The sequence below is a fragment of the Lactococcus sp. AK05 genome (assembly GCF_041026685.1).
Lineage (GTDB): Bacteria > Bacillota > Bacilli > Lactobacillales > Streptococcaceae > Lactococcus > Lactococcus lactis.
In genome coordinates this window covers 16,039-41,128 of sequence record NZ_JBFTEI010000005.1, presented here as the reverse complement: position 1 = coordinate 41,128, position 25,090 = coordinate 16,039, and the positions used below count along the sequence as shown (strand labels likewise).

The 25,090-nt window shown below is 32.2% G+C and carries 29 protein-coding genes; 12 read left to right on the top strand and 17 right to left on the bottom strand.

Going from position 1 to position 25,090, the window contains the following annotated elements; all coding sequences use genetic code 11:
* Nucleotides 1-212 precede the first annotated feature (212 nt).
* Nucleotides 213-626: an Ohr family peroxiredoxin gene (locus tag AB6B24_RS09760; RefSeq protein WP_012897305.1), complete on the bottom strand. Its 414-nt coding sequence runs from the start codon at nucleotides 624-626 to the stop codon at nucleotides 213-215.
* 100 nt (nucleotides 627-726) lie between these two features.
* Here AB6B24_RS09760 and AB6B24_RS09755 point away from each other — a divergent pair, with 100 nt between their 5' ends.
* From AB6B24_RS09755 to AB6B24_RS09735, 5 genes are all read left to right on the top strand, one after another.
* On the top strand, nucleotides 727-1,158 hold the full coding sequence (locus tag AB6B24_RS09755) for a MarR family transcriptional regulator (RefSeq protein ID WP_311804304.1): 432 nt from the start codon (nucleotides 727-729) through the stop codon (nucleotides 1,156-1,158).
* Nucleotides 1,159-1,671: 513 nt separating this feature from the next.
* A complete protein-coding gene (locus tag AB6B24_RS09750; RefSeq protein ID WP_311805854.1) occupies nucleotides 1,672-2,205 on the top strand; it encodes a GNAT family N-acetyltransferase in 534 nt (177 codons plus the stop codon).
* Between the two features lie 529 nt (nucleotides 2,206-2,734).
* Nucleotides 2,735-4,201 (top strand): Y-family DNA polymerase, encoded by a 1,467-nt coding sequence (locus tag AB6B24_RS09745; protein WP_311804306.1) that lies wholly within the window; start codon nucleotides 2,735-2,737, stop codon nucleotides 4,199-4,201.
* Nucleotides 4,161-4,541 (top strand): hypothetical protein, encoded by a 381-nt coding sequence (locus AB6B24_RS09740; RefSeq protein WP_081041528.1) that lies wholly within the window; start codon nucleotides 4,161-4,163, stop codon nucleotides 4,539-4,541. The genes AB6B24_RS09745 and AB6B24_RS09740 overlap by 41 nt, the downstream gene beginning before the upstream one ends.
* 155 nt (nucleotides 4,542-4,696) lie before the next feature.
* Nucleotides 4,697-5,395: a TIGR00266 family protein gene (locus AB6B24_RS09735; protein WP_311804307.1), complete on the top strand. Its 699-nt coding sequence runs from the start codon at nucleotides 4,697-4,699 to the stop codon at nucleotides 5,393-5,395.
* A gap of 302 nt (nucleotides 5,396-5,697) precedes the next feature.
* On the opposite strand, the gene AB6B24_RS09730 is transcribed toward AB6B24_RS09735, so the two are convergent.
* From AB6B24_RS09730 to AB6B24_RS09680, 11 genes are all read right to left on the bottom strand, one after another.
* The gene (locus tag AB6B24_RS09730) at nucleotides 5,698-5,982 is read right to left on the bottom strand and encodes a putative quinol monooxygenase (RefSeq protein ID WP_259746089.1); all 285 of its coding nucleotides are present in this window, start codon (nucleotides 5,980-5,982) and stop codon (nucleotides 5,698-5,700) included.
* 228 nt (nucleotides 5,983-6,210) lie between these two features.
* A complete protein-coding gene (locus AB6B24_RS09725; RefSeq protein WP_047205738.1) occupies nucleotides 6,211-6,579 on the bottom strand; it encodes a glyoxalase/bleomycin resistance/dioxygenase family protein in 369 nt (122 codons plus the stop codon).
* A 118-nt stretch (nucleotides 6,580-6,697) separates the two neighbouring features.
* Nucleotides 6,698-7,060 carry a YxeA family protein gene (locus AB6B24_RS09720; protein ID WP_047205737.1) on the bottom strand — a complete coding sequence of 121 codons (363 nt, stop codon included), beginning with the start codon at nucleotides 7,058-7,060 and terminating at the stop codon, nucleotides 6,698-6,700.
* 149 nt (nucleotides 7,061-7,209) lie between these two features.
* Nucleotides 7,210-7,983 (bottom strand): DUF1295 domain-containing protein, encoded by a 774-nt coding sequence (locus AB6B24_RS09715; protein WP_259758308.1) that lies wholly within the window; start codon nucleotides 7,981-7,983, stop codon nucleotides 7,210-7,212.
* The gene (locus AB6B24_RS09710) at nucleotides 7,980-9,776 is read right to left on the bottom strand and encodes a DegV family protein (RefSeq protein WP_311804309.1); all 1,797 of its coding nucleotides are present in this window, start codon (nucleotides 9,774-9,776) and stop codon (nucleotides 7,980-7,982) included. The genes AB6B24_RS09715 and AB6B24_RS09710 overlap by 4 nt, the downstream gene beginning before the upstream one ends.
* Nucleotides 9,777-9,779: 3 nt before the next feature.
* A complete protein-coding gene (locus AB6B24_RS09705) occupies nucleotides 9,780-10,181 on the bottom strand; it encodes a DUF2177 family protein (RefSeq protein WP_003130519.1) in 402 nt (133 codons plus the stop codon).
* A gap of 118 nt (nucleotides 10,182-10,299) precedes the next feature.
* Nucleotides 10,300-10,782: a TspO/MBR family protein gene (locus tag AB6B24_RS09700; RefSeq protein WP_311802267.1), complete on the bottom strand. Its 483-nt coding sequence runs from the start codon at nucleotides 10,780-10,782 to the stop codon at nucleotides 10,300-10,302.
* Nucleotides 10,783-10,978: 196 nt separating this feature from the next.
* On the bottom strand, nucleotides 10,979-11,572 hold the full coding sequence (locus AB6B24_RS09695; protein WP_311804310.1) for a lipoprotein BA_5634 family protein: 594 nt from the start codon (nucleotides 11,570-11,572) through the stop codon (nucleotides 10,979-10,981).
* 151 nt (nucleotides 11,573-11,723) lie between these two features.
* Nucleotides 11,724-12,749, bottom strand: coding sequence for a YdcF family protein (locus tag AB6B24_RS09690; RefSeq protein WP_057720353.1), 1,026 nt, complete (start codon nucleotides 12,747-12,749; stop codon nucleotides 11,724-11,726).
* Between the two features lie 106 nt (nucleotides 12,750-12,855).
* Nucleotides 12,856-13,299, bottom strand: a complete 444-nt coding sequence (locus AB6B24_RS09685; RefSeq protein WP_029344912.1) for a GNAT family N-acetyltransferase — start codon at nucleotides 13,297-13,299, stop codon at nucleotides 12,856-12,858.
* Nucleotides 13,300-13,326: 27 nt separating this feature from the next.
* The gene (locus AB6B24_RS09680; RefSeq protein ID WP_311804311.1) at nucleotides 13,327-15,654 is read right to left on the bottom strand and encodes a cation-translocating P-type ATPase; all 2,328 of its coding nucleotides are present in this window, start codon (nucleotides 15,652-15,654) and stop codon (nucleotides 13,327-13,329) included.
* Between the two features lie 197 nt (nucleotides 15,655-15,851).
* On the opposite strand from AB6B24_RS09680, the gene AB6B24_RS09675 reads away from it, so the two are divergent.
* The 6 genes from AB6B24_RS09675 (at nucleotide 15,852) to yidC (ending at nucleotide 20,004) form a co-directional block, all read left to right on the top strand.
* Nucleotides 15,852-16,037, top strand: a complete 186-nt coding sequence (locus AB6B24_RS09675; RefSeq protein WP_003130513.1) for a 2-hydroxymuconate tautomerase — start codon at nucleotides 15,852-15,854, stop codon at nucleotides 16,035-16,037.
* Nucleotides 16,038-16,182: 145 nt separating this feature from the next.
* Nucleotides 16,183-16,878, top strand: a complete 696-nt coding sequence (locus tag AB6B24_RS09670; RefSeq protein ID WP_311804312.1) for a phosphopantothenate--cysteine ligase — start codon at nucleotides 16,183-16,185, stop codon at nucleotides 16,876-16,878.
* Nucleotides 16,871-17,407, top strand: a complete 537-nt coding sequence (gene coaC / locus AB6B24_RS09665; protein ID WP_003130511.1) for a phosphopantothenoylcysteine decarboxylase — start codon at nucleotides 16,871-16,873, stop codon at nucleotides 17,405-17,407. The genes AB6B24_RS09670 and coaC overlap by 8 nt, the downstream gene beginning before the upstream one ends.
* Before the next feature lie 16 nt (nucleotides 17,408-17,423).
* Nucleotides 17,424-18,014 carry an ECF transporter S component gene (locus tag AB6B24_RS09660; RefSeq protein ID WP_003130510.1) on the top strand — a complete coding sequence of 197 codons (591 nt, stop codon included), beginning with the start codon at nucleotides 17,424-17,426 and terminating at the stop codon, nucleotides 18,012-18,014.
* Between the two features lie 94 nt (nucleotides 18,015-18,108).
* Nucleotides 18,109-18,867 carry an HAD-IIB family hydrolase gene (locus AB6B24_RS09655; RefSeq protein WP_003130508.1) on the top strand — a complete coding sequence of 253 codons (759 nt, stop codon included), beginning with the start codon at nucleotides 18,109-18,111 and terminating at the stop codon, nucleotides 18,865-18,867.
* A 174-nt stretch (nucleotides 18,868-19,041) separates the two neighbouring features.
* The gene (gene yidC, locus AB6B24_RS09650; RefSeq protein ID WP_003130506.1) at nucleotides 19,042-20,004 is read left to right on the top strand and encodes a membrane protein insertase YidC; all 963 of its coding nucleotides are present in this window, start codon (nucleotides 19,042-19,044) and stop codon (nucleotides 20,002-20,004) included.
* 125 nt (nucleotides 20,005-20,129) lie between these two features.
* Here the strand turns inward: yidC and AB6B24_RS09645 are convergent, their stop codons facing one another.
* The 4 genes from AB6B24_RS09645 to fabI form a co-directional block, all read right to left on the bottom strand.
* Entirely contained in the window at nucleotides 20,130-21,050 is a 921-nt protein-coding gene (locus AB6B24_RS09645) for an ABC transporter permease (RefSeq protein WP_311804313.1), read from the bottom strand.
* Complete coding sequence (locus AB6B24_RS09640; protein ID WP_021469141.1) at nucleotides 21,031-21,672, bottom strand: ATP-binding cassette domain-containing protein; 642 nt, start codon at nucleotides 21,670-21,672, stop codon at nucleotides 21,031-21,033. The genes AB6B24_RS09645 and AB6B24_RS09640 overlap by 20 nt, the downstream gene beginning before the upstream one ends.
* A 68-nt stretch (nucleotides 21,673-21,740) precedes the next feature.
* Nucleotides 21,741-22,148 carry a hypothetical protein gene (locus tag AB6B24_RS09635; RefSeq protein WP_003130500.1) on the bottom strand — a complete coding sequence of 136 codons (408 nt, stop codon included), beginning with the start codon at nucleotides 22,146-22,148 and terminating at the stop codon, nucleotides 21,741-21,743.
* A gap of 261 nt (nucleotides 22,149-22,409) precedes the next feature.
* A complete protein-coding gene (fabI, locus tag AB6B24_RS09630; protein WP_012897290.1) occupies nucleotides 22,410-23,162 on the bottom strand; it encodes an enoyl-ACP reductase FabI in 753 nt (250 codons plus the stop codon).
* Between the two features lie 276 nt (nucleotides 23,163-23,438).
* Here fabI and fabZ point away from each other — a divergent pair, with 276 nt between their 5' ends.
* On the top strand, nucleotides 23,439-23,894 hold the full coding sequence (fabZ, locus tag AB6B24_RS09625) for a 3-hydroxyacyl-ACP dehydratase FabZ (RefSeq protein WP_003130498.1): 456 nt from the start codon (nucleotides 23,439-23,441) through the stop codon (nucleotides 23,892-23,894).
* A 66-nt stretch (nucleotides 23,895-23,960) separates the two neighbouring features.
* Here the strand turns inward: fabZ and AB6B24_RS09620 are convergent, their stop codons facing one another.
* A complete protein-coding gene (locus AB6B24_RS09620) occupies nucleotides 23,961-25,079 on the bottom strand; it encodes a M20 family metallopeptidase (RefSeq protein WP_012897289.1) in 1,119 nt (372 codons plus the stop codon).
* Between the last annotated feature and the right edge of the window lie 11 nt (nucleotides 25,080-25,090).

Here is a 25,090-nt window from a genome sequence, read left to right as displayed (position 1 = left end):
TTAAAATAAAAAAACCAATATTTTTGTTATTGGCTTTTTTACTTTTAAAATTTTTAATAAGCTCCTCGCTGATTTTTGTATTTTAAATCCTGCATTAATTATTGTTATCTTTTATTTTCAATATATCATCAACACACAAAATAATAAGAGTTTTGCGCTCCCTAAACTTAGTAAAAAGTTTAAACTTGTAAAACTGATTTTAGAAAAATCTTTTAGATAGCCTTTATCGTTACTTCAATATTACCTTGAGTAGCGCGGGAATATGGGCAAGTTTTATGTGTTAGTTTCAAGAGTTCTTCTGTTTCTTCAGTACCCACTCCTTCGATATGTCCTGTGATATCAACTCCTAATACTACATCTGGAATTTCATTTTGACTTAAATTATAGAGAGAAACTGTAACTTCAATAGTTGATTCACCCTCTATATTTTTTGATTTCTTAATATAGTCTAAAGCACTATTAAAACACGCGCTATATCCTGCAGCAAATAATTGCTCTGGATTTGTTGCTCCTTCAACCTTTCTGCCTGGTGCAACAATATCTAAATTAAAACTTTTATCTGGAGAATGGACTTCGCCATTTCGACCGCCAGTATTTATCATTTTTGTAGAAAATATTTTTTTCATTGAAATCTCCTTTTTAAATTGTTTACAATATAATTGTACTAAATACAATTACGTTTGACAAATATAGAGATTCAGATATAATGAAATGATAGGAGAAAATATGACAGACAATATTCTTAGCAAGGAATTATGTTTTCAATTATACATTGCTTCAAAGGAAATCATAAAAAAATATAATTCTTATTTAAATAGATATTCGCTTACTTATACTGGATTTATCGCTATGTTAGCAATTGAAAACAAGATGACAATAAATAAATTAGGCGAAGAACTCTCTTTAGATTCTGGTACATTAAGTCCTCTGCTAAAAAGATTGGAAGCAAAAGGATACATTATAAGAAAACGTTCTGATAAAGATGAAAGAAGTGTTGAGTTATTTCTCACAGATAAGGGAGCACAAGTTAAAAAGGAATTACCTTCTATCTCTCTTGAAATTGGTGACAGTTTAGTTTCTTGCAAAGAGAATATTAATTATGACTTACTTCTCTCGCAATTACTTACTTTAAATAAAAGTTTGAAAACAGAGATTTAAATATTTTTGATTATTTGTATAAAAAAACCTGACTTAAGTCAGGTTTTTTATTTATTGTATATCTTTTACAGTCTGATCAGATTTTGCTCGAGTATCTTGAACTTCTCGCAATGCTTGATCATTGTCCTGTCCAATAATTATCCGCTAATGATTTGATACCAATACACGCATTAAAGACTATTGCAAAATTGGTGTTTGCTATGATTATTTTTTTATTTTCATTTTTTCTATATTTTTTCAAATTATACACACAAAGACCATCCTATCATATACATTAAACCAAAAAAATACCAATGAGTGAGAAAAACTAACCTATTTAGTTATTAAAAAAACTACACCCTTTAAATGTTTGTGAAATAGTAATTAAGAATAACCAGAAAGTATAACATATAAAATATGTTATATACCACTTTGATAATATGCACAAAAGTCCCTGATACAAGTTAAAGAAAGAGTTTACATTCATATTTTTTTATGCTATAATTTCTCAATCTTAAAATAGGAGAATATAAGATGAAATACTTTGTACGCCTTGCTACAGAGCAAGATAAACCCGCAGTTGCTAAATTCTATGATGATTCTTTACCATTGATTGATGAAAAACAAACGAGTTGGATAAAAAATATTTATCCCTCAATTGATACAGCTCTAAAAGCAATTGACTTATCTCAGCTCTTTGTTTGTTATGATTCAAATGATATTGTTTCAGGAACTGTGATTCTAAATAATCAATCAGATAAAGAGTATGAAAATATTACCTGGAGCACTCCAGAGCTTGATCCTAATCAAATCTTGGTAATCCATACTTTAATTATAGATCCTAAAAAATTAAATCAAGGAATTGCAAGTGCCACGATCAACTTTATTAAAGATTTTGGCAAAAGTAATAGTATGTTAACTATTAGATTAGATACTAATTTTAAAAATACACCCGCGCAAAAACTTTATGAAAAACATCAATTTGTATTTCGCGGAAGAACCAATCTCAAGAGCTTTGATAACAAAGGATGGGACGATTGCGTATTTTATGAATTTTGTCTTAAATAATTGAAAATCTAAAAATAAGTAAAAACCACTATTTTTTTAGTGGTTTTTTATTTTATAAATTTTCTTTTTTGAACAATATTTTTAAATTTATTTTAAATTCTACCCATTAAATTTTATTTTGGTTTCTTTAATTCATTGCTACTAAGAGGACTAGTAATATTTGCATATTTGAACTGATTAAATATCTTTCTTAAAAATTGGAGTTTTCCTAAAACTTACATCAATTATTCTTAAATATTTTTATCTTCTAGTGTTTGCGGTCGTTTGCTTCAACATTTAAGTCACCATTACTATATTCAAAATTTTGATAGATATTTTTAAATAATGAATCAAATACACAACTTCTTTGCCCTTCTCTAAATCTAACTATAGCAGAAAATAAGCTCTTTTTTTGGGAGAAGGAATAAACTGAGATGTTTTTATCTTTTTACTATTTTTTCTGATATTATCCATTGATTAATGGTTTTTTTTAGAGTATAATATCAGTTAAACAGATGTTTTGTATTAAATATGTTACTGAAGGGGAGAGATGGATAAACATAAATTAAATAACTTTTTTGACTACTCACTTGAACCTCGCAGAGCTATCCTTTTTGAAGATGTCAAATCAAATTACGCCTCTATTGAGTGCGTTCAACGAAACCTTAATCCTTTGACAACTTCTCTTTGCGTCATGAGTCGAGCAGATAACACTAAAGGTTTAACGCTTGCCTCTAGTCCTACTTTTAAAAAAGTCTTTGGAATGAAAAACATAAGTCGTGCCAGTGATTTACCCTTTATTATTGAAACAAGAAAATTCAATTTCCCACAATGGTATCGAACACATACGGATATTTACGGACAACGGACTGAACCAACTTTGCAGTATGTCGCTTTCATCGAATCTTGGGCAAAACGAACATGGCTTGTTCCGCCTCAAATGCAGCTCTATGTAGATTATAAAATCAAAGTTACTGAAATTCTAACCAATTACACATCAATTGAAGAAATTCACTCTTACTCAATTGATGAATCATTTTTAGATATCACAGAATCTCTTAACTTCTTCTATCCAGATATTAGAAACCGATATGAGCAAATGAATCTGATTGCTTTAGATTTACAACGTGAGATTTTGGATAAGTTAGGGCTTTATGTAACTGTAGGGATGGGTGATAATCCTCTACTTGCAAAACTTGCCATGGATAACTATGCCAAACATAATCAGAATATGAGAGCATTAATACGGTATGAAGATGTGCCTAGTAAGCTCTGGACTCTTCCTAAGATGACTGACTTCTGGGGAATTGGAAAACGAACTGAGAAACGTTTGAACAAGTTAGGAATCAGTTCCATTAAAGAGCTTGCAAATGCTGACCCTCTTCTCCTTAAACAAAAATTAGGCACAATTGGACTCCAACATTTTTTCCATGCAAATGGAATTGATGAAAGTAATGTAAGGGAAAAATATATTCCTAAATCTTCTAGCTTCAGCAATTCTCAAATTCTACCTCGTGACTACCATAAACAAAAAGAAATAGAACTTGTGATTAAAGAAATGGCTGAAAACTTAGCGATAAGGCTAAGAAAGGGTGGAAAAATGGCAAGCAATCTTTCACTTTATGTGGGTGCTGCAGCAAGCTCTGAACACTCTTCTATTAAAATTTCACGCAATATTGAAGCAACACAAAATACAAAGGAACTGCAAGACCTCACAATTCGTTTATTTCGTGAAAAATATCAAGGTGGAGCAGTAAGACAAATAGGAATAAGTGGCAATCAACTCTCTGATAATTCCGTGAAACAACTTTCTTTATTTGAAACTGTTGAAGAAAATCAAGCCAACGAAAAGCAGGAATCCCTTCAAAAAGCCATTGACGAAATCAGAGAAAAATTCGATTTTCTATCCATTCAAAAAGCAAGCAGTTTATCCGAAGGATCTCGTGTGATTTATCGAAATAAACTTATTGGAGGTCATGCAGCAAGTCAAAATAAGGAGGATAAAGATGTCAGTTGACCGTTCTTATAGTACTTATGAAGTCATTCGAGCATATCAGGATAGAGGAATGATGAAATGGGGATCATTTGCGACCGGAGAGTTAACCGAGGCCCAAAATGCATTTGTTAAAGAGCAAAATAGTGATAAAATCTTACAACCTTTGTCACATCATATTATAATTCGTCTTCTCAACCAGTCATTTACTAATCAAGTACAAGTCAAAATTAAATATCAATCTAAGGATAAAATAACTGAAGTTTTTGGTTTTGTATCAGAATTTATCAATAATCAAGTTAGAATAAAATCCACAGATAAAATTCACCTCATATCTATCGAAAAAATTATAAATATTTCATAATTAATGAAAAAAGCATGTTATGTCCAAACATGCTTTTTATTACTATAGCTTCTTTGAATACAATAATTTCATAAATAAGAATAATTTTTAATATTTATTCAGAAAGCATCTCATGATATAATTGTTTAAAGAATAAGTTCAAAAGGAGAAGATTTATGGAATATCAACTAAGTTCAACATCAATGGCACCACTAGTGGAGATTAGTCTTAACAATAATGAAGAGATTCAAATTGAGTCTGGAGCGATGGTCTATCATAACGCTGCTGTTAAACTTGAAGGAAAAATGAACAGCAATGGAAAAGGAGGACTTGGAGGTGCTTTAAAAGCTCTTGGTCGTTCAATTACAAGTGGAGAAAGTTTCTTTATTACTAAAGCAAGCGCAATAGGTGCAAATGGTAAAATTTCGCTTGCTCCTGCTAGCCTTGGTTCAATCAAGGAAATTCTTGTCGGTCAAGAACAGTGGAAACTTAACACAGGGGCATTCCTCGTTAGTGAGAGTGGTGTCCATTACATAATGGAACGTCAAAAATTAGATGGAGCATTATTTGGAGGAACCGGTGGTCTTTTTGTGATGAAAACACAGGGCAGCGGAAAGATGTTAATCAGCGGTTACGGGGATATTGTAGAAATAGCTCTTGATGGAACAGAAGATTTTGTAGTTGATAATCAACATGTTTTAGCATGGACTGAATCTTTGAGTTATTCAATTGAAGTTGCTTCCGGAACATTTGGTTTTAAGACAGGAGAAGGGTTAGTTAATAAATTTCGAGGTAAGGGAAAAATCCTGATTCAAAGTAGAAATATTGAAGCCCTCGCACAGTCAATCATTCCATTCATACCAAGTAAAGGATAAATAAAAAGTCACTAAACTTTAGTGACTTTTTATTTTATAAGTTTCCATATTTTTCAATGGTATCTTGTTGTTTTATGTCTTTTAAATTCTGCACACTAAATTTTATTTTAGTTTCTATAATGCATTGTTATAAAGGAATCCAGTAATATTTCCATATCTAAAATATAGTTGAGCGATTACTTTTCCTTTCCCCGTTTTACCTTCTAAACCTTAGAAGATTCTTCATTAATTTCTTTCCCTATAATATAAAAAGATAGAGCAATATTTTTCTTGCTCTATCTTTTTATATTGTTAATTATTTTTTACTTTGTTTCCGCAATTTGTAGAACTGGTTTTTTTGAACTATAAGTGCTCAAGTTCTTAGCAAACGCTACCAAAAGGGGATTAGTGTTATGTTTTTCGATCGCTTCCTGTGATTCCCAATTTTCTATCATCACAAATTCAAGCTGATTATCCGTAGATTCATAAAGAGAGTATTCCAGACATCCTTCATCCTTTTTGGAAGCCGAAATCAGACCTTCTATCTCTTTTAAGAATTGAGTTTTTTTATCTTCTTTAATATAAAATTTAGCATTTACAATAATCATAATTTTTATTCCTTTTTATTTATTGATATTTATTTTTCCATTTTTGGAAAAATAAATACTTGACGAGTCAATGATTGATAAGTCATATAATAAAATATTTTACTTGTTTTTGCAAATATTTTAGATTACACAGAATAAAAATTTATATGATTTCTTTATTTTCTCATTTAAATAAAAAGAACTGCCTTTAATGACAGTTTTTAAGTACTATTATAAAATTAGATATAATTAAAGTTCCATAAAAGCATAATAGTTACCCGAAGGGCTTTGGAAATTAAATGCTTTTTTCCCGTTAGCATCCATCAAGTCGCTTGTTGTAGGAGTAATTTTCTTTAATTTTTCATTCATCTCTTCTATATTATCTACTGTGAATAGTAATGAAGGTTTATCATTCGCAACTTCGGGTGAGACTTTTTTTATAAACTCGATATCCCAAATTTGTAAAAAAGCATTGCCATCTGATAGCGGTGCAATTACAACTGAATCTGAATTTTCCATCTTATGTCTTTCAATTTCTACAAAACCGATTGACCTGAAAAAATCTACTTCTTTTTCTACTTCTTTTACATAAAGATTTACACAGATATTAAAAGCCATATATTTCTCCCTTTTTCTTTTGACACTATCATTATATCGATAAAATATTTAATCTATCCACTAACTTCTTTTATCTCACTAGCATACAAATTCTTTGTCTAGATAAGGAAAATTGAAATTAGTTTTCTAACTTTTGTAGCTCTTTTAATGCAGGTTTTGGTATTTCTTTTTCTTGGACTTCATTCCAGTTTGTTACGCCCTTATGCTTGTTATAAGTCAGTTCTAAATAGGCTTGATTTCTTAAATTATGACTAGCCATAAACTTTACTAACTTTTTATCTCCTTTTGAATTGAATGAATCAAGTTTATAATGATAAATTACCATTGGTGTATGATCATCAGCAGTCGTCTCTTCTCGCTCACCATTAACTAATACTTGAACATAGTAACTTTCTCCACCATAATTCATCTTATAATATGTATATCCTGAAGCGATTATCATAACCATAATAGCTAACAATCCTACTAATATTTTTTTCACGATATGTTCTCCCTTTATTTTATACCCTTATTATATCAAGGAGCTGGGTTAATAAGCTTACAATTTTGAAAGCATACGAATGTTGTTTTATATAAGAATAAAAAGGAAAATTACTAAAATTAGGGGCCTTTATGATTCAAAACTCGGTCTTATAAGCCCTTTTTACCAATAAAAGGAACAAACTTCGGGGTATTTTTTGCATATTCTTTAAAATCTTCACGATTCTTATATTTCTTTTCAAGAATTGGTACACCAGATACAAATAAAAGGAGACTAGTAATCAATAGAGGACTAATAACCAACCAAAGCGTCGATAAAGTCGTCAAAGAGATTAAGAATATTCCCCACCAACACATTGACTCGCCAAAATAATTAGGATGTCGTGTTAGTGACCACAGGCCACTAGTCAATAGTTTTCCTTTATTTTGGGGGAGTTTTTTAAAGACTTCTAACTGACGATCTCCAAAAACTTCAAAGATAAAGCCAAATATCCAAATTATTATTCCTAAAATTTGCCACCAATAAATTTGAGAATTAACATTTGAATTGACTTGAATAATTGGGAGTGAAATAATGATTAACAAAAGATATTGCACCATAAATACCGTTAGAAAAGCTTTCAATTTCGGAAAATTATTGCCCCACCTTTTACGCATATTTGTATAGCGATAATCCTCGGGTTTATTCCAATTTCGTCTTCCTAAATGAATTGCTAAACGTACTCCCCATAATATGACTAATACTAAGATTAGGCTATTTTGAATCGTAATTCTCGGAGAAAATAAATAAGAGACCACAGCTGTAAGAACAAATCCTCCGCCCCAAGCAATATCTATCAATCCGTAATTCTTCTTAGATGTCGCAATAAGAAACCAACAGATGAAATAAAGTAATAAAGTTACCAAAACGGCTATATAAATCATTTGACCTCCTTTAATAGTCCGGCAATTGCTAAACTTCCAATCCCCGCAGAAATTCCAATTGCTGCTGAACTGTCTATAATTTCACAGTTTTTAGTAGTTTTTTCTTTCAATAGTTCATTTATCTTTAAAGCTGATTCTTCGGATAAAACATGTGTCAAAGCTAATTCTTCGATTTGTCCTTCTTTTGACAATAGGTTAATTTTTTTCAAAATTTTATCCATACTCTTATTTTGACTAAAAGAAGCACCAATCAGCTTTCCGTTTCCTCTTTTATCAAGACTAATAATTGGATGCATTGAAAGTTTTTGTGCGGTTTCTCCCAAAATTTTTGGAATTCTTCCCGAATTTATCATTGGCGATAAATCTTCTACTGCCACATAAATAAATATCCGGTCAGTTATTTTTTCTGTTTCATTAAGTACTGATTCAATAGAACGCTCTTCACTAATCAATTTGGCAACTTGTTTAACTAGTAGTCCTTGAGCCACTGAATTTAATTTGGAATCTATAAGATGTACTCGGTTTTCTAAGGATTTCTTTGCTCTAATTCTTTGGTTGAGAAGTTGATAAGTGCCACTTAGTTTTGAAGAAACTGAAATCACGATGATATGTTCATATTTTCCTTCTAAAAAGGAGAAAAGTGAATCAACAGATTGAATGCTTGGTTGAGAAGTTGTCATTTTTAAATTCTTATTATACTTTTCTGAAAAAATTTGAGGATTGATTGTAAGTTTATCTAAAAAGGCTTGCTCACCTACTGAAACATTCAAAGGTAAAACAAAAATTTGATTTTCAAGTATAAAATCAGCAGATAAATCGGCAACAGAATCTGTGACAATAGCAAAAGATGCTTTTCTATTTTGTGATATTTCATATTGTAATTGCATATCATCAACTTTTTGATAGATAATCGTTCCTGTTTTTTCTAACAATGCTAATATATTTTCTGGATGGTTAGTATGGATATGAATCTTTATTCGTTTTTTATTTCCAGCGATAACTAAAGAATCTCCCCATTTCCTTAGTAATTCTTTTAAGTCTTTTTCTTGTTTTAGGGGCTCTTTGATAATAAATTCTGAACAATATCTATTTTTAGGTGCTTCAGATATAAAGTGTTCTTTAATTTCTTCTTTATTTAATTCTTTTATGCTGGGGATAAGTCCTTCTTGCATCTTACTTACCTTTTCTCCACAGTAAGCGTCAGTAAAACCGGATATAAAGTAGTAAAAACCTTTCGCTCCAGAGTCAACGAGTTTATTCTTTTTTAAAATTGACATCTGAAATTGTGTTTCCTTAAGAGCTTTCCAAGCTTCTCCTTTTGCTTCTAGCAAGGCTTTTTCAAAAGATGTACTTTCTTTAAAAGTAATCAGTAATACTTCTGCCCATCTTTTCATAACTGATAAAATCGTTCCTTCTTTGGGCTCAATCAAAGAATCATAGGCGCTCTTTACTGCTCTGTTGAAAGCTAAAACAAGTATTTCTAAGTTAGTTTCATATACACTATAGTAATCTGAAACGGCATTTAAGTACTGGGCAAAAATAATTCCAGAATTTCCCCGAGCCCCAATGAGCGCTGCCGAAGCTACTTCATCAAATAAAAGGTTCGTTGAATAATTATTATTAGATAAATTATCAATAATTGTTTGCATTAAAGATGCTAAATTACTCCCTGTGTCTCCATCGGCAACTGGGAATACATTTATTTTGTTTAGTTCATCCTTTCCACTAATGACCTTTTGCGCTCCTGCTATGATACTTTCTAGTAGACGGTCTTCAGATTTTAACTTTTCCATTCTTTATCCTTCCATAAACTTTGTAATCACAAGAAATGAAAGACTTGCACTCAAAGAGCTTACAAAAGTCCCCCAAATAATATCAATTATTGTTACCATTAGTGACCAGTCTTTAATTGATGCCAAATTTGTTAAATCGTATGTAGAATAACATACTAATCCTAGTAGAGCACCACTCAGTAAGACGTAAGTTATACTATTTTTTTCAAGTCCGGGCATTAATACAAAAAATGTTAGTGCTCCTAGATAAATAATATAGAAGATAATGGCCGGAATAACTTTAAAATCTCCCATCAAGTTACCAATATTTGGCTGATAGATTTTTTTATTTGCAAAAAAGAGCCAGCAAATATCTAAAATTAAAAAAATTACTCCACTTATAATAAAGGGTTTAATAAAATTCATTATTTTTCTCCAATCTATAGCTTTCAGTTTTACAGATGTACATACTCATGAATATCAAAATTTTTATGTTATATAATCATTATTTATTGCCCAAACCATCAGATTCTCCTCAAATTATTTAGTTCAAGATAGCAACTGTTACACTCAAATATGTTGCGAAAATAATCCAAATAAAATAAGGAATTAGAAGGAATGCAGACCACTTATTAATTTTTGAAAATTTAATGATGCAGAGATAAACAATAAAATCTAGTAAGAGAATAATAATAACTCCTAACCAAAAATATCCTTTGAAAAAAATAATACTCCAAATAAAGTTTAAGATAAGTTGTATTCCAAAATAGAATAAAGCATTTTGGCCCTCACTTCTTTGAGTTTTCAGCTTATAAAAAATCAAATAGGCGGAAATGGCGATAAGAGCATATAATACAGGCCAAACAATCCCAAAAAGATAGTCTGGTGGCGCTAGGGGTGGGAGTCTAAGATTATTATAAATCCCTTTAATATCCCCCGCCAAGAGGCCAGATAGGCCACCAATTAGCTCAATTCCTACAATAAATAATATTAGTTGTCCCAATGCTTTTAGTTTATTACTAGTCATACTTCTCTCCCCTTCATTATGTATGCGTTCTTTTGATTACTGTACCTATATTATTACATAAATAGTGAGTTAAGCTGGCTTATTCGCTTGATAACTTTATAACTTAGTATAATCATCTTTAATTTGTATAAAAATAAAAATGTCACTAGAAAAATTTCCAGTAACATTTTATAAGAGTTATTTTTAGTCATTTTTATTATTTGTAAGGGAATATCTGTGAGGGAATTGAACCACTCGTAATGTAGCTTTTAAGCACTTTATCAGCATCTCGTTTTTCTTTTATTACACTTACAAATTTAGCTTTTGCATCAAATTTTTGATAATCTTCATCATTAAGAATCAATAGCTTAGAAGTGGCACTGTATTCTCCTAGAACAATATATTTTGTACTTTTAGGTTTCACTGACTGTCCTTTATCATCAGTTATTGTTTTATCTTCCTTTCCTGTCCACAAAGCTGGCTCGGCTGATAAGTTTTCTACTGTCTTAAATTTAAACTTATCTCCTTTTTTGGTTACGCTATTAAAAACTTTTTCATTTATTAATTTATTAGCAGCTTGAGTATTCAAGACTAAAACATCTGATTTTGAACTGTATTTACCTTCTACAGTTAAACTTTTATCAATATATTTTTTATTATTTTCTAATATAGTATCTGCTTCATCCTTATTATCACTATACATGATTATACCGTGAACATGAGCAAAATTTTTTTTGAAAAAGTCATAACCGAGAAATCCGGTAATGGCAATTGGTACCATGATAATTAGCGCTATTAGTATTTTCTTCATTCTATATCTTTCCTTTTTTTCTTTTTACAATTTAGCTACTCTTTCATTCTAACATCAAGTCCGATGCCTTCTTCTTACATTTTTGTAATGAAAAAACGACTACTAAAAACCTCAAGAAAAACATCTTTTTCTTGAGGTTTGCTAATATTTTTTAAATAGGAAGAAGGGAGATAATAATAAGCATTAAAACACCTCCCAATACACTAAAAAGGATAATTTTTCTATGTAAGAGTAATGCGATATATTCACGAATTAAGGCCGTAGGTAAGAAATAAAGTGCTGTAGGTGCCCCTACTCCTTGGGCTTTTAATTTTACTCTTTGCGCATATAAACTTCCTCTGAGAACATGATAATTATTGGTTGAAAAAATGATTGAAGGGGATATTTCTTTATCTGACCAATCCTCATTAATTATCCTTTTAGAAAATAACATATTCTCATAAGTAGTGGTGGATTTATCTTCAAAAAGAATTTGATGATTAGGAATGTTTTGTGATTGAAGGTATTTTCGCATGGCGAAGGCTTCTGATACAGGCTCATCCGCTCCCTGTCCGCCACTAACAACAAATTTGGCTGTAGGATTTTTCTGGTAATATTCAATTCCTTTGTCCAATCGACTCTTTAACAAGGGTGGAACTTCTTCACTTCTAACACCTGAACCCAAAATGATAATATAATCTATCTTTTTTTGTAAAGGAATCATTTGGCTCATCCACGAATATAAAATGTAGGCAGCAAACAAAAAACAGAGAATTATATCAATAAGTAAAATATAAAGAAGAATGTACCAGATTATTTGTGGTATTGTTTTCGTTGAAAATGTTAATAACATAAAGAGTGCTGGAAAAGCAATGAGTAGATTTAAGCCAAATAGAGCAGATAATTTTGCAGTGGCACTTTTACCTTCTTTAGTTCTCATTGTTTTTGAGTTAAAAATGAAATATCCACAGACCAATAAAAATATTAAGGGAAGGATTCCATAAGCAATTATCAAAGTTGCAAAATCACCCGACGGAAGATAAAGATAAATAAGGTTTAATAATTCAAAAAACAGAGAGGCTAGGCTCAATATCAAACCTGAGGCTAGAAAAATTCCTCCTATTATACTTCGTTTATTGATTTTTAATCTTAGCAGGCCAATTAGCATGATAATCAGGGATATTATTAAAAAAGCCATTCAAACTCCTTGTGTTTAATCTATTCTATTATAACATAGCCTTCTACCCTAATCTCTTCACGTGTATTAAAAAAATCCCACTGTTCAAATGTGAGATTTTTGATTATCAACCCAAATGCATAAAAAGAATTGGATATTGATTTCCTTGTTCATCAATTGGATTTCTTTTATAAACTTTAAAGCCTAAATGCTCATAAAATCCTTTGGCTTTCGGATTTTGTTCATTCACTACAAGTTCATTTACCGAATAATTTTCAATTGCTTCTTCAATTAACTTTCTGCCTAATCCTGTTTTCATGTGTACAGGGCTAATAAACAACATTTCAAGTTTGTTTTTATAAATTCCCATGAAGGCTATCGGATTTTCTGTCTTATCTGTTTCAACTATCAAATGTTCAATTTCTCTTAGGGCTTGAGGAACATATTTTTTTATTTCTTCTATCTCTTTGTTTGATAAAAATAAATGACTGGCTTTAACCGAATTTTCCCACAAGTTTACCAATTTTTCAATAAGAACTTGGCTTCTTTTTACTTTACTTATTTCGTTCATTTAATCTTTCTATTTAATTATTATTTGTTATTTGAAATATTTTTTTAGAAGAGAATCAAAGTTTCTGAAAAGTGATTCAGAAAAGAGGGAAAGCAGTGCAACCAGAACAAAACTGTCTAACGAAATTTTGCTGATAGAGAAGAGGGAATTGAACATGAAACCTGAGATAATTATCCCAACAATATTAAAAATGATAATTCCCATTTTAAAACGGTTGAGTGGTGCACTGATTTTAGTTAAAATCATAAATCCAACAACAGCTAGTAAAATAACTGCTGAAGTTGAAATTTCTGATGCCGTCAATTTGAAGGCAGCTCCAGCAATAACGACTCCTAAAACGGCTGTAATTTCAGTCAAGCTGGCTGGTAATGCTTTTAAGATAACATTTTTAATAAAATCTTTTTCAATTCGTTTGTCATTTTCTTCTAAAGAGAGTAAGAATCCTGGAATCCCAATGGTGAATAAACTGATAAGTGAAAGTTGTGAAGCTTGTAAGGGATAGGTGAAGACAAAGATTGCTGAGATAATTGCCAAGATGATTGAAAAGAGATTTTTTACAAGGAAAAGAATGGCTGAACGTTGGACGTTATTGACGACTCGACGTCCTTCTGTGACTACTTGTGTCATATGCCCAAAATCTGAATCTAATAAGACAACTTGTGCAACTTGGGTCGCGGCATCACTTCCGGAAGCCATGGCAATGCTACAATCAGCACTCTTCATGGCTAAAATATCATTAACACCATCTCCGGTCATTGCGACAGTATGATCTTTACGTTTGAGGGCTTGAACGAGACGGCGTTTTTGGTCAGGTGTCACACGTCCAAAAACGGTATATGATTCGACCGCTTGGTCTAAATCTTCTTTCGTTTTCAATAAATTTGCATCAATGAAACGTTCAGCCCCAGTAATTCCGGCTCTTTTTGCAACTGCCGACACGGTTTGAGGGTTATCACCTGAAATAACTTTGATATTGACTCCTTGCTCTGCAAAGTAGTTAAATGTCAATTTAGCTTTTTCTCTGATGGGATTGGCTAACACAACGTAGCCAAGTGCGTAAGCCCCCAAATTAAGTTGGTCATAATTTTTTTCTTTTGTTCCCGCTAAAACTAGGACACGAAAGCCTTCTTCTAAGAGATGATTGATTTCAGAGCTAATTTTCTCATAAGTTTTCCCTAAAACAATTTCTGGTGCGCCTAAAAGATAACTTTCATTTTCAAAACAAACAGCACTATATTTTACTTTTGATGAAAATGGAATAATTTTTTTAACACCGGTCATTTGATTTTGAAGGTCACCTTTTGCAAGCATAAACTCTCGAATTGCTTTCATGGTGTCATTGTCATCAGTATTTGCTGAGATGTAGTCAGATAAAAGAGACATAAATTTCGCTTCGCTTATGTTACTACTTGGGCTAACAAATACTTGCTCAACTGACATTCTGGGTTCTGTGATTGTTCCTGTTTTATCAACACATAGAACGTCGACACGCGCTAAGGATTCAATACTTTTCATATTGTGCAATAGCACTTGATTACGAGCCAATTTCACACTACTGAGGGTTAAGGCAATGGTTGTTAAAAGATACAACCCCTCTGGAATCATTCCGATAACCGCTGCCACCATTGCTACAACACTGGTTTGAAGTGTATTATGATTGACAAAGTAATTTTGGGTAAATAAAATGACTGCTATCGGAAGAATAATAAAGCTGACCCACTTTAATAATTTATTGAGGGCACGTAACATCTCAGAGTCTTCACCATGGTCAACTAATTTGGCTTGTTCTGTTAATTTGGAAATGTAGGAATCTTTTCCGACTTTTTCCAAAATGACTTTGGCTTCTCCTGACACAACAAAACTTCCTGACAGAAGTTTGTCATCAACATTTTTTTCAATTTCGTCAGCTTCACCTGTCAAAAGTGATTCATTGACAAAAATACTTCCTTCGACAATGCGAGCGTCAGCGACAATTTGATTTCCTGTTTTAAGAATAATAATATCTTCTTCAACCAAATCATCTGAAGCAATTTTTTCTTGTTTACCATTCCTTATCACTGTGGATTGCGGAGCGTGCAAGAGAGTCATTTGGTCCAAATAGCGTTTGGCTTTGATTTCTTGATAAATTCCGACAATTGTATTAATGATAATTATTGGAAGGAAAATAAGCTGATTCCATGCTTGAACTAAACTGATTAGAATCGCAATGACTGCAAATATTAAGTTGAAAAATGTAAAAGTATTTCGTTTTACAATTTCCCAAACAGGACGATCCGTCTCATCTATATTTTTATTTATCTTTCCTTGGCGAATCCGTTCTTCAACCTCAAAACTTGTTAATCCTTTTAAAGACATATTTTTTACTCTCTATTTCTTCTCAATTTCAATTTTTGATTTCAATTATATAGTATTTTTAAGAATACTTTGTTCTATCTTAACATAGTTCTGAGAAGTCCTGCAAACGGTAAAAATGTTATTTTTGATTCGTTAAACTTTTTTCTATTTAAATATGATAAAATATGCTCATAATCATATAGAAAAGAGAATTTATTATGCCATATGTCCATGTTGAACTTTTTGAAGGTCGTACAGTTGAGCAAAAAGCTATAATTGCTAAAGAAATTACTGAATCAATCTCTAAACATGCTGGAGCACCTACTTCAGCAATTCATGTCATCTTTAATGACCTTCCAGAAGGAATGCTCTATCAAGGCGGAGAAATGAAAAAGAAGAAATAAGTTTTCATTTGAGCCAATCAAAGCTGTCAGTAATTGATGGCTTTTTTATTTAAGCTGTCAGTAAATTTTTAGTAAATAAACTTCTCTTGAAAAAATATTTTTATTAGGATAAAATGAAAGCAACTCTAAAAGAAACTGGTGAAAAATGAAAGTTTTGATTACTTCTGGTGGAACAACGGAACCTATTGACAACGTTCGTGGCATCAGTAATTTTGCAACAGGAAGTCTCGGAAAAGTGACTGCTGAAAAATTTTTAAATGCTGGTCATGAAGTCTATTTATTAGCTGGACTTCAGGCTAAACTTCCTGAATTTACTGACAGACTGACCTATATTCCGATTGAAGGAACTCATGACCTTTATGAACAGATGAAAAACTTAGTCCCTAACATGGATGTTGTTATCCATAGTATGGCTGTCAGTGATTATCGTCCTATTTATATGACAGGTCTTGAAAATTTTACTGACAAGTTTTCTAAAGAGGAGCTTTTAAATTTTCGTCCTGAGAAAGTTGGGAAAATTTCTTCAAAATCTGATTATCAAATCATGCTCCTAGAAAAAACGCCAAAAATTATTTCTTATATTAAAGAATGGAATCCAAATGTTTTACTTTTTGGTTTTAAATTATTGGTTGGTGTAGAAAAATCTGAGCTTCTTTCTGTGGCCAGAGAAAAATTACTGACAAATCATGCTGATTTTATTTTAGCGAATGATTTAGAAAATATTCATGGAAATGACCATCAAGCATTTTTGGTCAGTAAAAATCATGAAATTACTTTAAAAACAAAGGCTGAAATTGCTGACAGACTTTTAAAAACCTCGGAGGAATTAAAAAATGACTAAAATTACACTTGCGGTAACAGGTTCGATTGCAGCTTACAAAGCAGCAGATTTAACTTCTTTACTGACAAAAGAGGGACATGATGTGACAGTTTTAATGACAAAAAGCGCTACTCAGTTCATCACTCCTTTAACTCTACAAGTTTTGTCCAAAAATAAGGTTCACTTGGATATTATGGACGAAGAACGTCCTGAATTGGTTAATCATATTGATTTAGCTAAAAATACTGAGCTTTTCCTTGTTGCACCTGCAACTGCTGATACAATTAGCCGTTTGGCGCAAGGCCGAGCTGATGATATTGTCACTTCTGTAGCCCTTGCTCTTGAACCTTCTGTACCAAAATATTTTGCCCCTGCAATGAATACTAAAATGTATCAACATCCTTTGACGCAAAAAAACATTGAGATTCTTAAGAAAATAGATTATAATATGATTCAACCGAAAAAATCTTTGCTCGCTTGTGGAGATTTTGGTGAGGGAGCACTCGCCGACTTACCTGATATTCTATCGGATTTAAAAAATTCTTTATAAAATAAATGAGGTATTTATGAAAAAATCAAAAGCGTCTGATGTGGCAATCTTGTCCATTTTTATTGCAATTATGGTCGTTGTCCAACTTTTGAGCCAAATTATCTATAGCGTTTGGCCTTTACCAATCGTTCCAACTTTGCTCCATATTCCAGTAATCATTGGTTCAATTGTTCTTGGAGTTCGTAAAGGAGCATTTCTGGGTCTAGTGATGGGATTGATTAGTGTTATTAATTCAACAATCGTAACCCTACCTTCTAGCTTTATGTTTAGTCCCTTACAGCCTGTTCCTGGAACAAATCATGGTTCTATCTGGGCATTGGTTATTGCCATCGTTCCGCGTGTTCTAGTCGGAATTCTTCCTGCCCTCGTTTATCGTTTGGCACAAAATCGTTTTGGAGCTGGTTTAGCCGCTTTTGTTGGAACAGCAACTAATACACTTTTGGTTTTAAGTTTCATCTTCCTCTTCTTTCATGATGTAACCAAACAAACCTTCGGAGCTTTGCTTGCTTCAATTATCACAGGAAATTCTATTGCAGAAGTGATCATCGCTGTGATTTTAACAATGGCAATTGTCCCTGCTTTAAGTAAAGCAAGAGGCAATTCATAATTGAAAAAAAACAATCTATTTTTATTAGATTGTTTTTTTTATTAAAAAAATGTTATAATGTAAGCGTTGATAAGAAAAAAATAGGAGAAAACTTATGAAAAAAATATTAAGTTTCGACATTGACAACACACTCAATGAACCAAAAATGCCGATTTTCCCTGAGATGGCTGAATTGTTGGCTACTTTGTCTCAAAAATATATCATTGCACCAATTTCTGGTCAAAAATATGATCAATTTTTGATTCAAATTATTAATAATTTGCCTGAATCTGCAAATCTGGATAATTTCCATTTGTTTGTTGCCCAAGGGACTCAATATTATGCTCACAAAGATGGCGAATGGAAACAGGTCTTCAATTACGCTTTGACTGATGAACAAGCTAACGCAATTATGGGTGCACTTGAAAAAGCTGCTAAAGAGCTTGGACATTGGGATGAATCTGTTCTTGCCCCTGGTGATGAAATTAATGAAAATCGTGAATCGATGATTGCTTACTCAGCAATCGGTCAAAAAGCTGGTGTTGAAGCTAAACAAGCTTGGGACCCAGACATGACAAAACGTAATGAAATTGCTAAATTGGCTAGCCAATATGCTCCAGAATTTGAATTTGAAGTTGCTGGAACAACAACTATTAACGGTTTTGTTCCAGGTCAAAATAAAGAATTTGGGATGAATCATTTGATGGAAGAACTTAATGTTACTAAAGAAGAAATTCTTTACTTTGGTGACATGACTCAACCTGGCGGAAATGATTACCCTGTTGTTCAAATGGGAATTGAAACAATCACTGTTCGTGACTGGAAAGAAACTGCAGCTATTCTAAAAGCAATTATTGCGATGGAAGAAGCTTAATTTTCCACTGATAAAAAGCTGTCACTACTGACAGCTTTTTTCTTTTGCTGACAGAAAATATTATTGAAGATTTTAAACTACAGAATGGCTTTTCATCCTTTAGTCCTATTGAAATTCATCTGAATTTTAGGTAAAATAGATGAGTATGTTTAATTTATAGAAGGTGAACTTATATTGAAAAATTTGAAAAAGAAATTAACATTGACTGGTTTAATGACAGCCGGATTGTTATTCCTATCTGGCTGTGTTCAAACACACGTTGTTGATGGAGTCCGCGTTCCAACCGAAGCAGCTACTCATGGAATTACCTATAATTTTTTGGTTCGTCCAATGTCTGCTTTTGTTGACTTATTCGCTAATAACTTGCACATGGGTTATGGTTGGGGAATTATTTTTGTTACTCTGATTATCCGTTTTCTCATCTTGCCTTTAGGTTTAAATCAAGCCTACAAATCAACTTATATGCAAGAAAAAATGGCTTATCTTGCTCCCGTATTTGCTCCTTTGCAAGAACGACTCAAAAAAGCACAAACTCCTGAAGAAAAAATGGCAGCTCAACAAGCATTGATGGCAGCCCAAAAAGATAATGGAATTAACATGCTTTCATCAATTGGTTGCTTACCAATGTTGATTCAATGGCCTTTCTTTATCGCTCTTTATAATGCAGCGGCTTATACAACAGGAATTTCAAGTTCAACATTTTATGGGATTCCTTTAGGACATCCAAGTGTGGTCTTGGTTATTATCTCTGGGGTGCTTTACTTCATCCAAACCTGGATTTCAACTTTGTCAATGACCCCTGAACAAAAGAAATCAGGAATGGCAATGTTGATTATGAGTCCGGCAATGATTGTTGTCTTCTCATTCATGTCACCTGCTGGAGTAGCACTTTACTGGGCAGTTGGTGGTTTTGTTATTGTTATCCAACAAATCATCATTACCTTCATCATGAAACCAAGAATGCGCCGTCGTATTGATGAAGAATTTACAAAAAATCCTCCAAAAATCAATAATGAAGGCCTCAAAGATGTTACACCTACTTCTGTTCAAGAAAATTTCAAAGAAATCACAAGTGAACGCAATGAAAAGGAACGTAAATCTGGCGGACGAAATGCTGGTAAACAAAATCGTAAGTAATTTTTACTGACAAGATATTAAAAAAGTAAAAAGTCACTGATAGAATTTCTGTCAGTGATTTTTTTATTTATTGAATCTATAACTTCTTGTTCAGATTAAAATGAGAGTTCTGTCAGTAACTTTTCTTATATATTATAGCGTGTATGCTTAAAAAATATCAACATTCCTCCAGTAAGAATAATTAAAAGATAAGTCACAAATAGCACTAAAATAAATAAAGGAGAGATTTGGGTCATTGAAAGAGGTGGCACACCTAGATGGTTACCAAATGGTGCAAAAATATTTAATGTCATATTACTCCAATCGAAGCAACCAGTATTTGGTAAGATAAATAAATAAATCATAAAAGCACTCCCTATCAGGTTTGCTCGTTTACTGGCTAAAGTTAACGCAAAACACATCATTGCTAATGCTAATCCAATCATAAAGCTAAAAAATAGTAAATAAAAACTATCTGAATTAATAAGGGGATACAATGATTGCCCATATTCTCCAGCATTTTCAGACTTAAAGAATAAGTGTAAAATTTCACCAGAACAAGCTGCCAAACTAAAAATAAGCAAATACATTACAATTAATGATACAACTAATCCAACAGATTTTCCTAATAAAATTATCTTCCAACTCTGTTGCCCAAGTCTCCTTTTGAAGGTTCCAAATTTATAATCATAGTTTGCAACAAGTACTCCAAAGAAACCAGCAAGTAAAGAAATAATTGTCATACCATAAGATTTAAATATGAATTGTGGAAATCCCACAAAACTGATTGCTTGGTTGGCTTGATTTAATTGCTCATAATCATAGCGAGTGGCATTATTAAGTATAGATTGATTGCCATTATTAGAAATAGAATAATCTTTATGAATATTTTTTTGAAAATTAATATCTGATTGTTTGTCCTCCATAAAAAGACTCTCAGCTCCTTTTAAATTAAGGCTTGCTTGGAATATGCCTAAAATCAATAAACCGATTATTATTCCAAAAATTACTAGATAAATTTTGGATTTGGTAAGATAGAAAAGCTCTTTAATTAAAGTTACTTTCATAAATTTTTTTCAAACCTCCTTTATCCACCTTTAAAATTTTTTTATTTTTTATCACATATAAATCATCAATAATCTCTTCATAAAACTCAAATTGATGACCTGTTAATAAAATAATTTTCTCGTTTTTTGACCTGATAAGGTCTTCCTTAAGAATATTTAAACTCTCATAATCCAATCCGTTTGTCACTTCATCCATCATCGTTAAAGAAGGTTCTAATAAGTTCCATATAATCAATGATAATCTTTTCCCTTCACCAAGAGAATAGGTTGATACCCGTTTTGACAGTCTTTCTTCTGAAAGATACCGTTGAGCTCTCTTTTCAATTGTCAATTTAGAATATCTAAAATTTGTAAAAAAAAGAATATTGTCCATTCCAGTTAGATTTTTATAGAGTTCTAAATTATCAAATAGGACATATGTATCATTATTTTTAGCTGAATTATTTATAAGACCTTGGCTCGCATTCAGACTTCCTAAAATAAGTTTCAATAGCGTTGTCTTCCCTCTACCGTTTGGTGCCATAATAAACGAGATTTTACCCTCTGTGAAAGAAACTGTTGTATTCTCAAAAATATTTTGTGTTTTAAAATTAAAAGATAAATTTTGAATGTCAATTTCCATTTATTCTCCTTTATAAAAAATATGTACACAACTAAATTTTAATCATGTACATATTTTCACTAATATTATCAATTAAATGTAGAATAGGTCCATTGACCATTTCCAAGAATAGTTGTCCGTATATACTTATTAAAACTAACTCCCACATGTCCAAATTTTCCAGCATTTATACCTGAGCCCACAGTATATTTTCCTTGATAAATTCGTCCCCAAGAACCATTTTTATTAATAAGTGAAATTCCATTTTGAGTGACCCAGTTTGTCGGAGTAAAGCTATGAGCACTCTGAAAAGCTGTAGCTGTACTAATCGCTTTTCCATTATACTGAAAATAGACACGATCCGCCATTGTGATAATATTTAAAACAGAAATAGAAGCATTAGTTGTTTTAGTTGCCGCATTTACAGCCGGACTTAGAGCACCTGATATTCCCAGGGTGACTGCGAGAGTTACAAGAGTTTTCTTCATGAGTTTCATATTTATACCTCCATATTAAATAATTAAATTGACATTTCTTCTTTAATCCAATTTTTCTACAAAAGCAAGAGATAATCCACTATATTCAAAAATATTCTGTATAATAACAATTATTCGTTAAAACAATGATAGCGCTTTAAATAATTTACTTCAATACATTTTTTGTTAACATTAAGTTTCTTTTATATTACTTGAGGTCAAAAAAATACTGATTATTTTTATCAATCTCGATAAAAATAATCAGTATTTTTCTCTTTATTCTTATGTTAAATGAACCCCTTTATCAACATAAACAATATCACCAATGACACCTGAGGCAAGTGGGCTAACAAGGAAAGCGGCAGTTTGACCAACTTCATCAATTGTTACACCAACACCATCGGCTGTACGGCTGTCAGATTCTTTAATCAAATCTTTGTAACCTGAAACTCCAGAAACCGCAAGTGTTTTAATTGCTCCTGCAGAAATTCCGTTCACATGAACACCTACATGTGCCATTTCAGCAGCAAGATAACGAACTGTAGATTCAAGAGCTGCTTTAGCAATTCCCATAACATTGTAGTTAGGAATGGCACGAACTGAACCCATGTAAGTCAAAGTTACGATACCAGAACCTTTTTTAAGCAATGGTTTTGCTGCTTTAGCAACAGCAAGCAAGCTGTAAGCTGAAATATCTTGAGCAAGGGCATAACCATCGCGAGAGATATCTGTAACATTTCCACCAAGCTCTTCTTTTTTAGAGTAAGCAATAGCATGAACAAGTCCGTCAATTTTACCGACACGTGCCTCAATTGTACCAAAAGCACGACGAATAGATTCATCAGAAGTTACATCACATTCAATGAGCAAATCTTCTGGTTCAGCCAATTTAGCTAATTGTTTTTCCATTCGTTCATTTTGGTAAGTATAAATTAATGTTGCACCTTGATCTTTCATTGCTTTAGCACAGCCCCAAGCAATAGATTTATTGTTAGCAACACCCATGATAACAATTTTTTTACCTTCTAAAAACATAAATAAAATAAGTCCTTTTCTTTAAAATAATCAGGTTTAAGCGACTAGCAAATAAAAAAAAATAAATTTAATCACTTTACCTTTACAAGTCATATAAAAAAGTTGACACTCTCACAAGAAATTGATAATATTAATTGTAAAAGGTTTTGTATATCAAAATACTTGATACATAAAATTTTAACTTAAAAATGTTGAACTGTCAAGTTAGAGTGATGGCTCTTTTTCCCTGATTACTCGGGCTTTTCATTAATTTTTAATAAGAAAAGGAATAAAAAAATGACTAAAAAATACGCTATGACTGCTACAGAAGTGATGGAAGTTATTCCGAACCGCTATCCTATCATGTTTATTGACTACGTTGATGAAATTTCTGAAAATAAAATTGTTGCAACGAAAAATGTAACGATTAACGAAGAAGTTTTTAATGGACATTTCCCTGGTAATCCAACTTTCCCTGGTGTTTTGATTCTTGAATCACTCGCTCAAGCAGGTTCAATTTTGATTCTCAAAAAAGAAGAATTTCAAGGAAAAATGGCTTATATTGGTGGAATTGATAAAGCAAAATTCCGTCAAAAAGTCACTCCTGGTGATGTAATGAAACTTGAATTTGAAATTACAAAATTCCGTGGAAAAGTAGGAACTGCTGATGCCGCAGCTTATGTTGATGGTAAAAAAGTAACTACTTGTCAGTTCACTTTCATCGTTGATGAAGCAGCTGAACAAACAAACTAAAAAAATTTACTGACAGTCTTTGTCAGTAAATTTTTTTATTAAATGCAGGATTTGTCAGTAAATATCCTAACTCTCTTGCATTTTTTTTATAAAAGATTGTAAAATTTCAATATGTTCTTCCAATTTTTCAAGAATAATAGATTCATTTGCAATGTGGCATTGTTCATGCTGTCCTGGTCCAAAAACAACCGTTCTAATCCCAACATTTTCAAAAAAGCCTTGATCATTAGAACCCGAAGCCGCCGTTGTTTTTGCTCCAGATAAGTCTGTCAGTAACTGAATGAATGGAGCTTGATTATCGGTCAAAGTTGATAAAACAGGTGTCACAATATCTTCATAAGTAAAATGATACTGCACTGCTAACTCACTCATGACTTGCTCAAATACCTCTTCCAATTCAGGAGTTAAACGGCAGTCAACCACAAGTTCAGCGAAGTCGGCTGTTTTATTAGGAGAATTTTCATCCCCAGAGAGAATTGATGTCACTACAAAAGTTGGCAGACCAAGCTGACTATTTTTGTAAATTTTCAAGTCTTCAACGATTTGCTCAATATTTTCTAGAAAATAAGTAACCGCCCCTAAAGCGCTTTGCTGAAAATGTTCTTGTACCGAAGCATGACCAGCCTTCCCAGAAAAATGTAGCTTCATAAAATGATTTCCACGTTGCCCAATATAAATCTTCTCTAAATCAGTTGGTTCTGCAATAATGCAACAAGCTGAGTCATAGCTCCAATTTTCACTAAAATAACGAGCAAAATCTTCTGAACCCTTACCATCAAGTTCTTCGTTAGCCGTCCCCACGACCCAAATATCTTGACTTAAATCTTTACCAATAAAACTTGCAGCAGCAAGTAAGTTTCCAACATCGCCACCTTTCATATCGCTCGCACCAAGCCCAAAGAGTTTTCCCTCTTCTACTCTTGCATCGGTAGGTGAAAATTTCCAGTCAGCTAAATGACCTGAAACAACAGTATCAACATGCCCAGTTAAGATAATGGCTTCTTTTTTTTGTTCTTTTTTACCTTTTGCTTTAATTTGTCCAGCGACAAAAGTTTCTTTGCGAATAACAAAATCAAATTGCTTCTCAATAAACCATTTTTCAAGAAATATTAAAATCTCTTCTTCATTTCCTGAACTTGACGGAATATTAACCAAACTTTTTAATAAGTCTACAGCTTTTTCCATAAATTTCCACC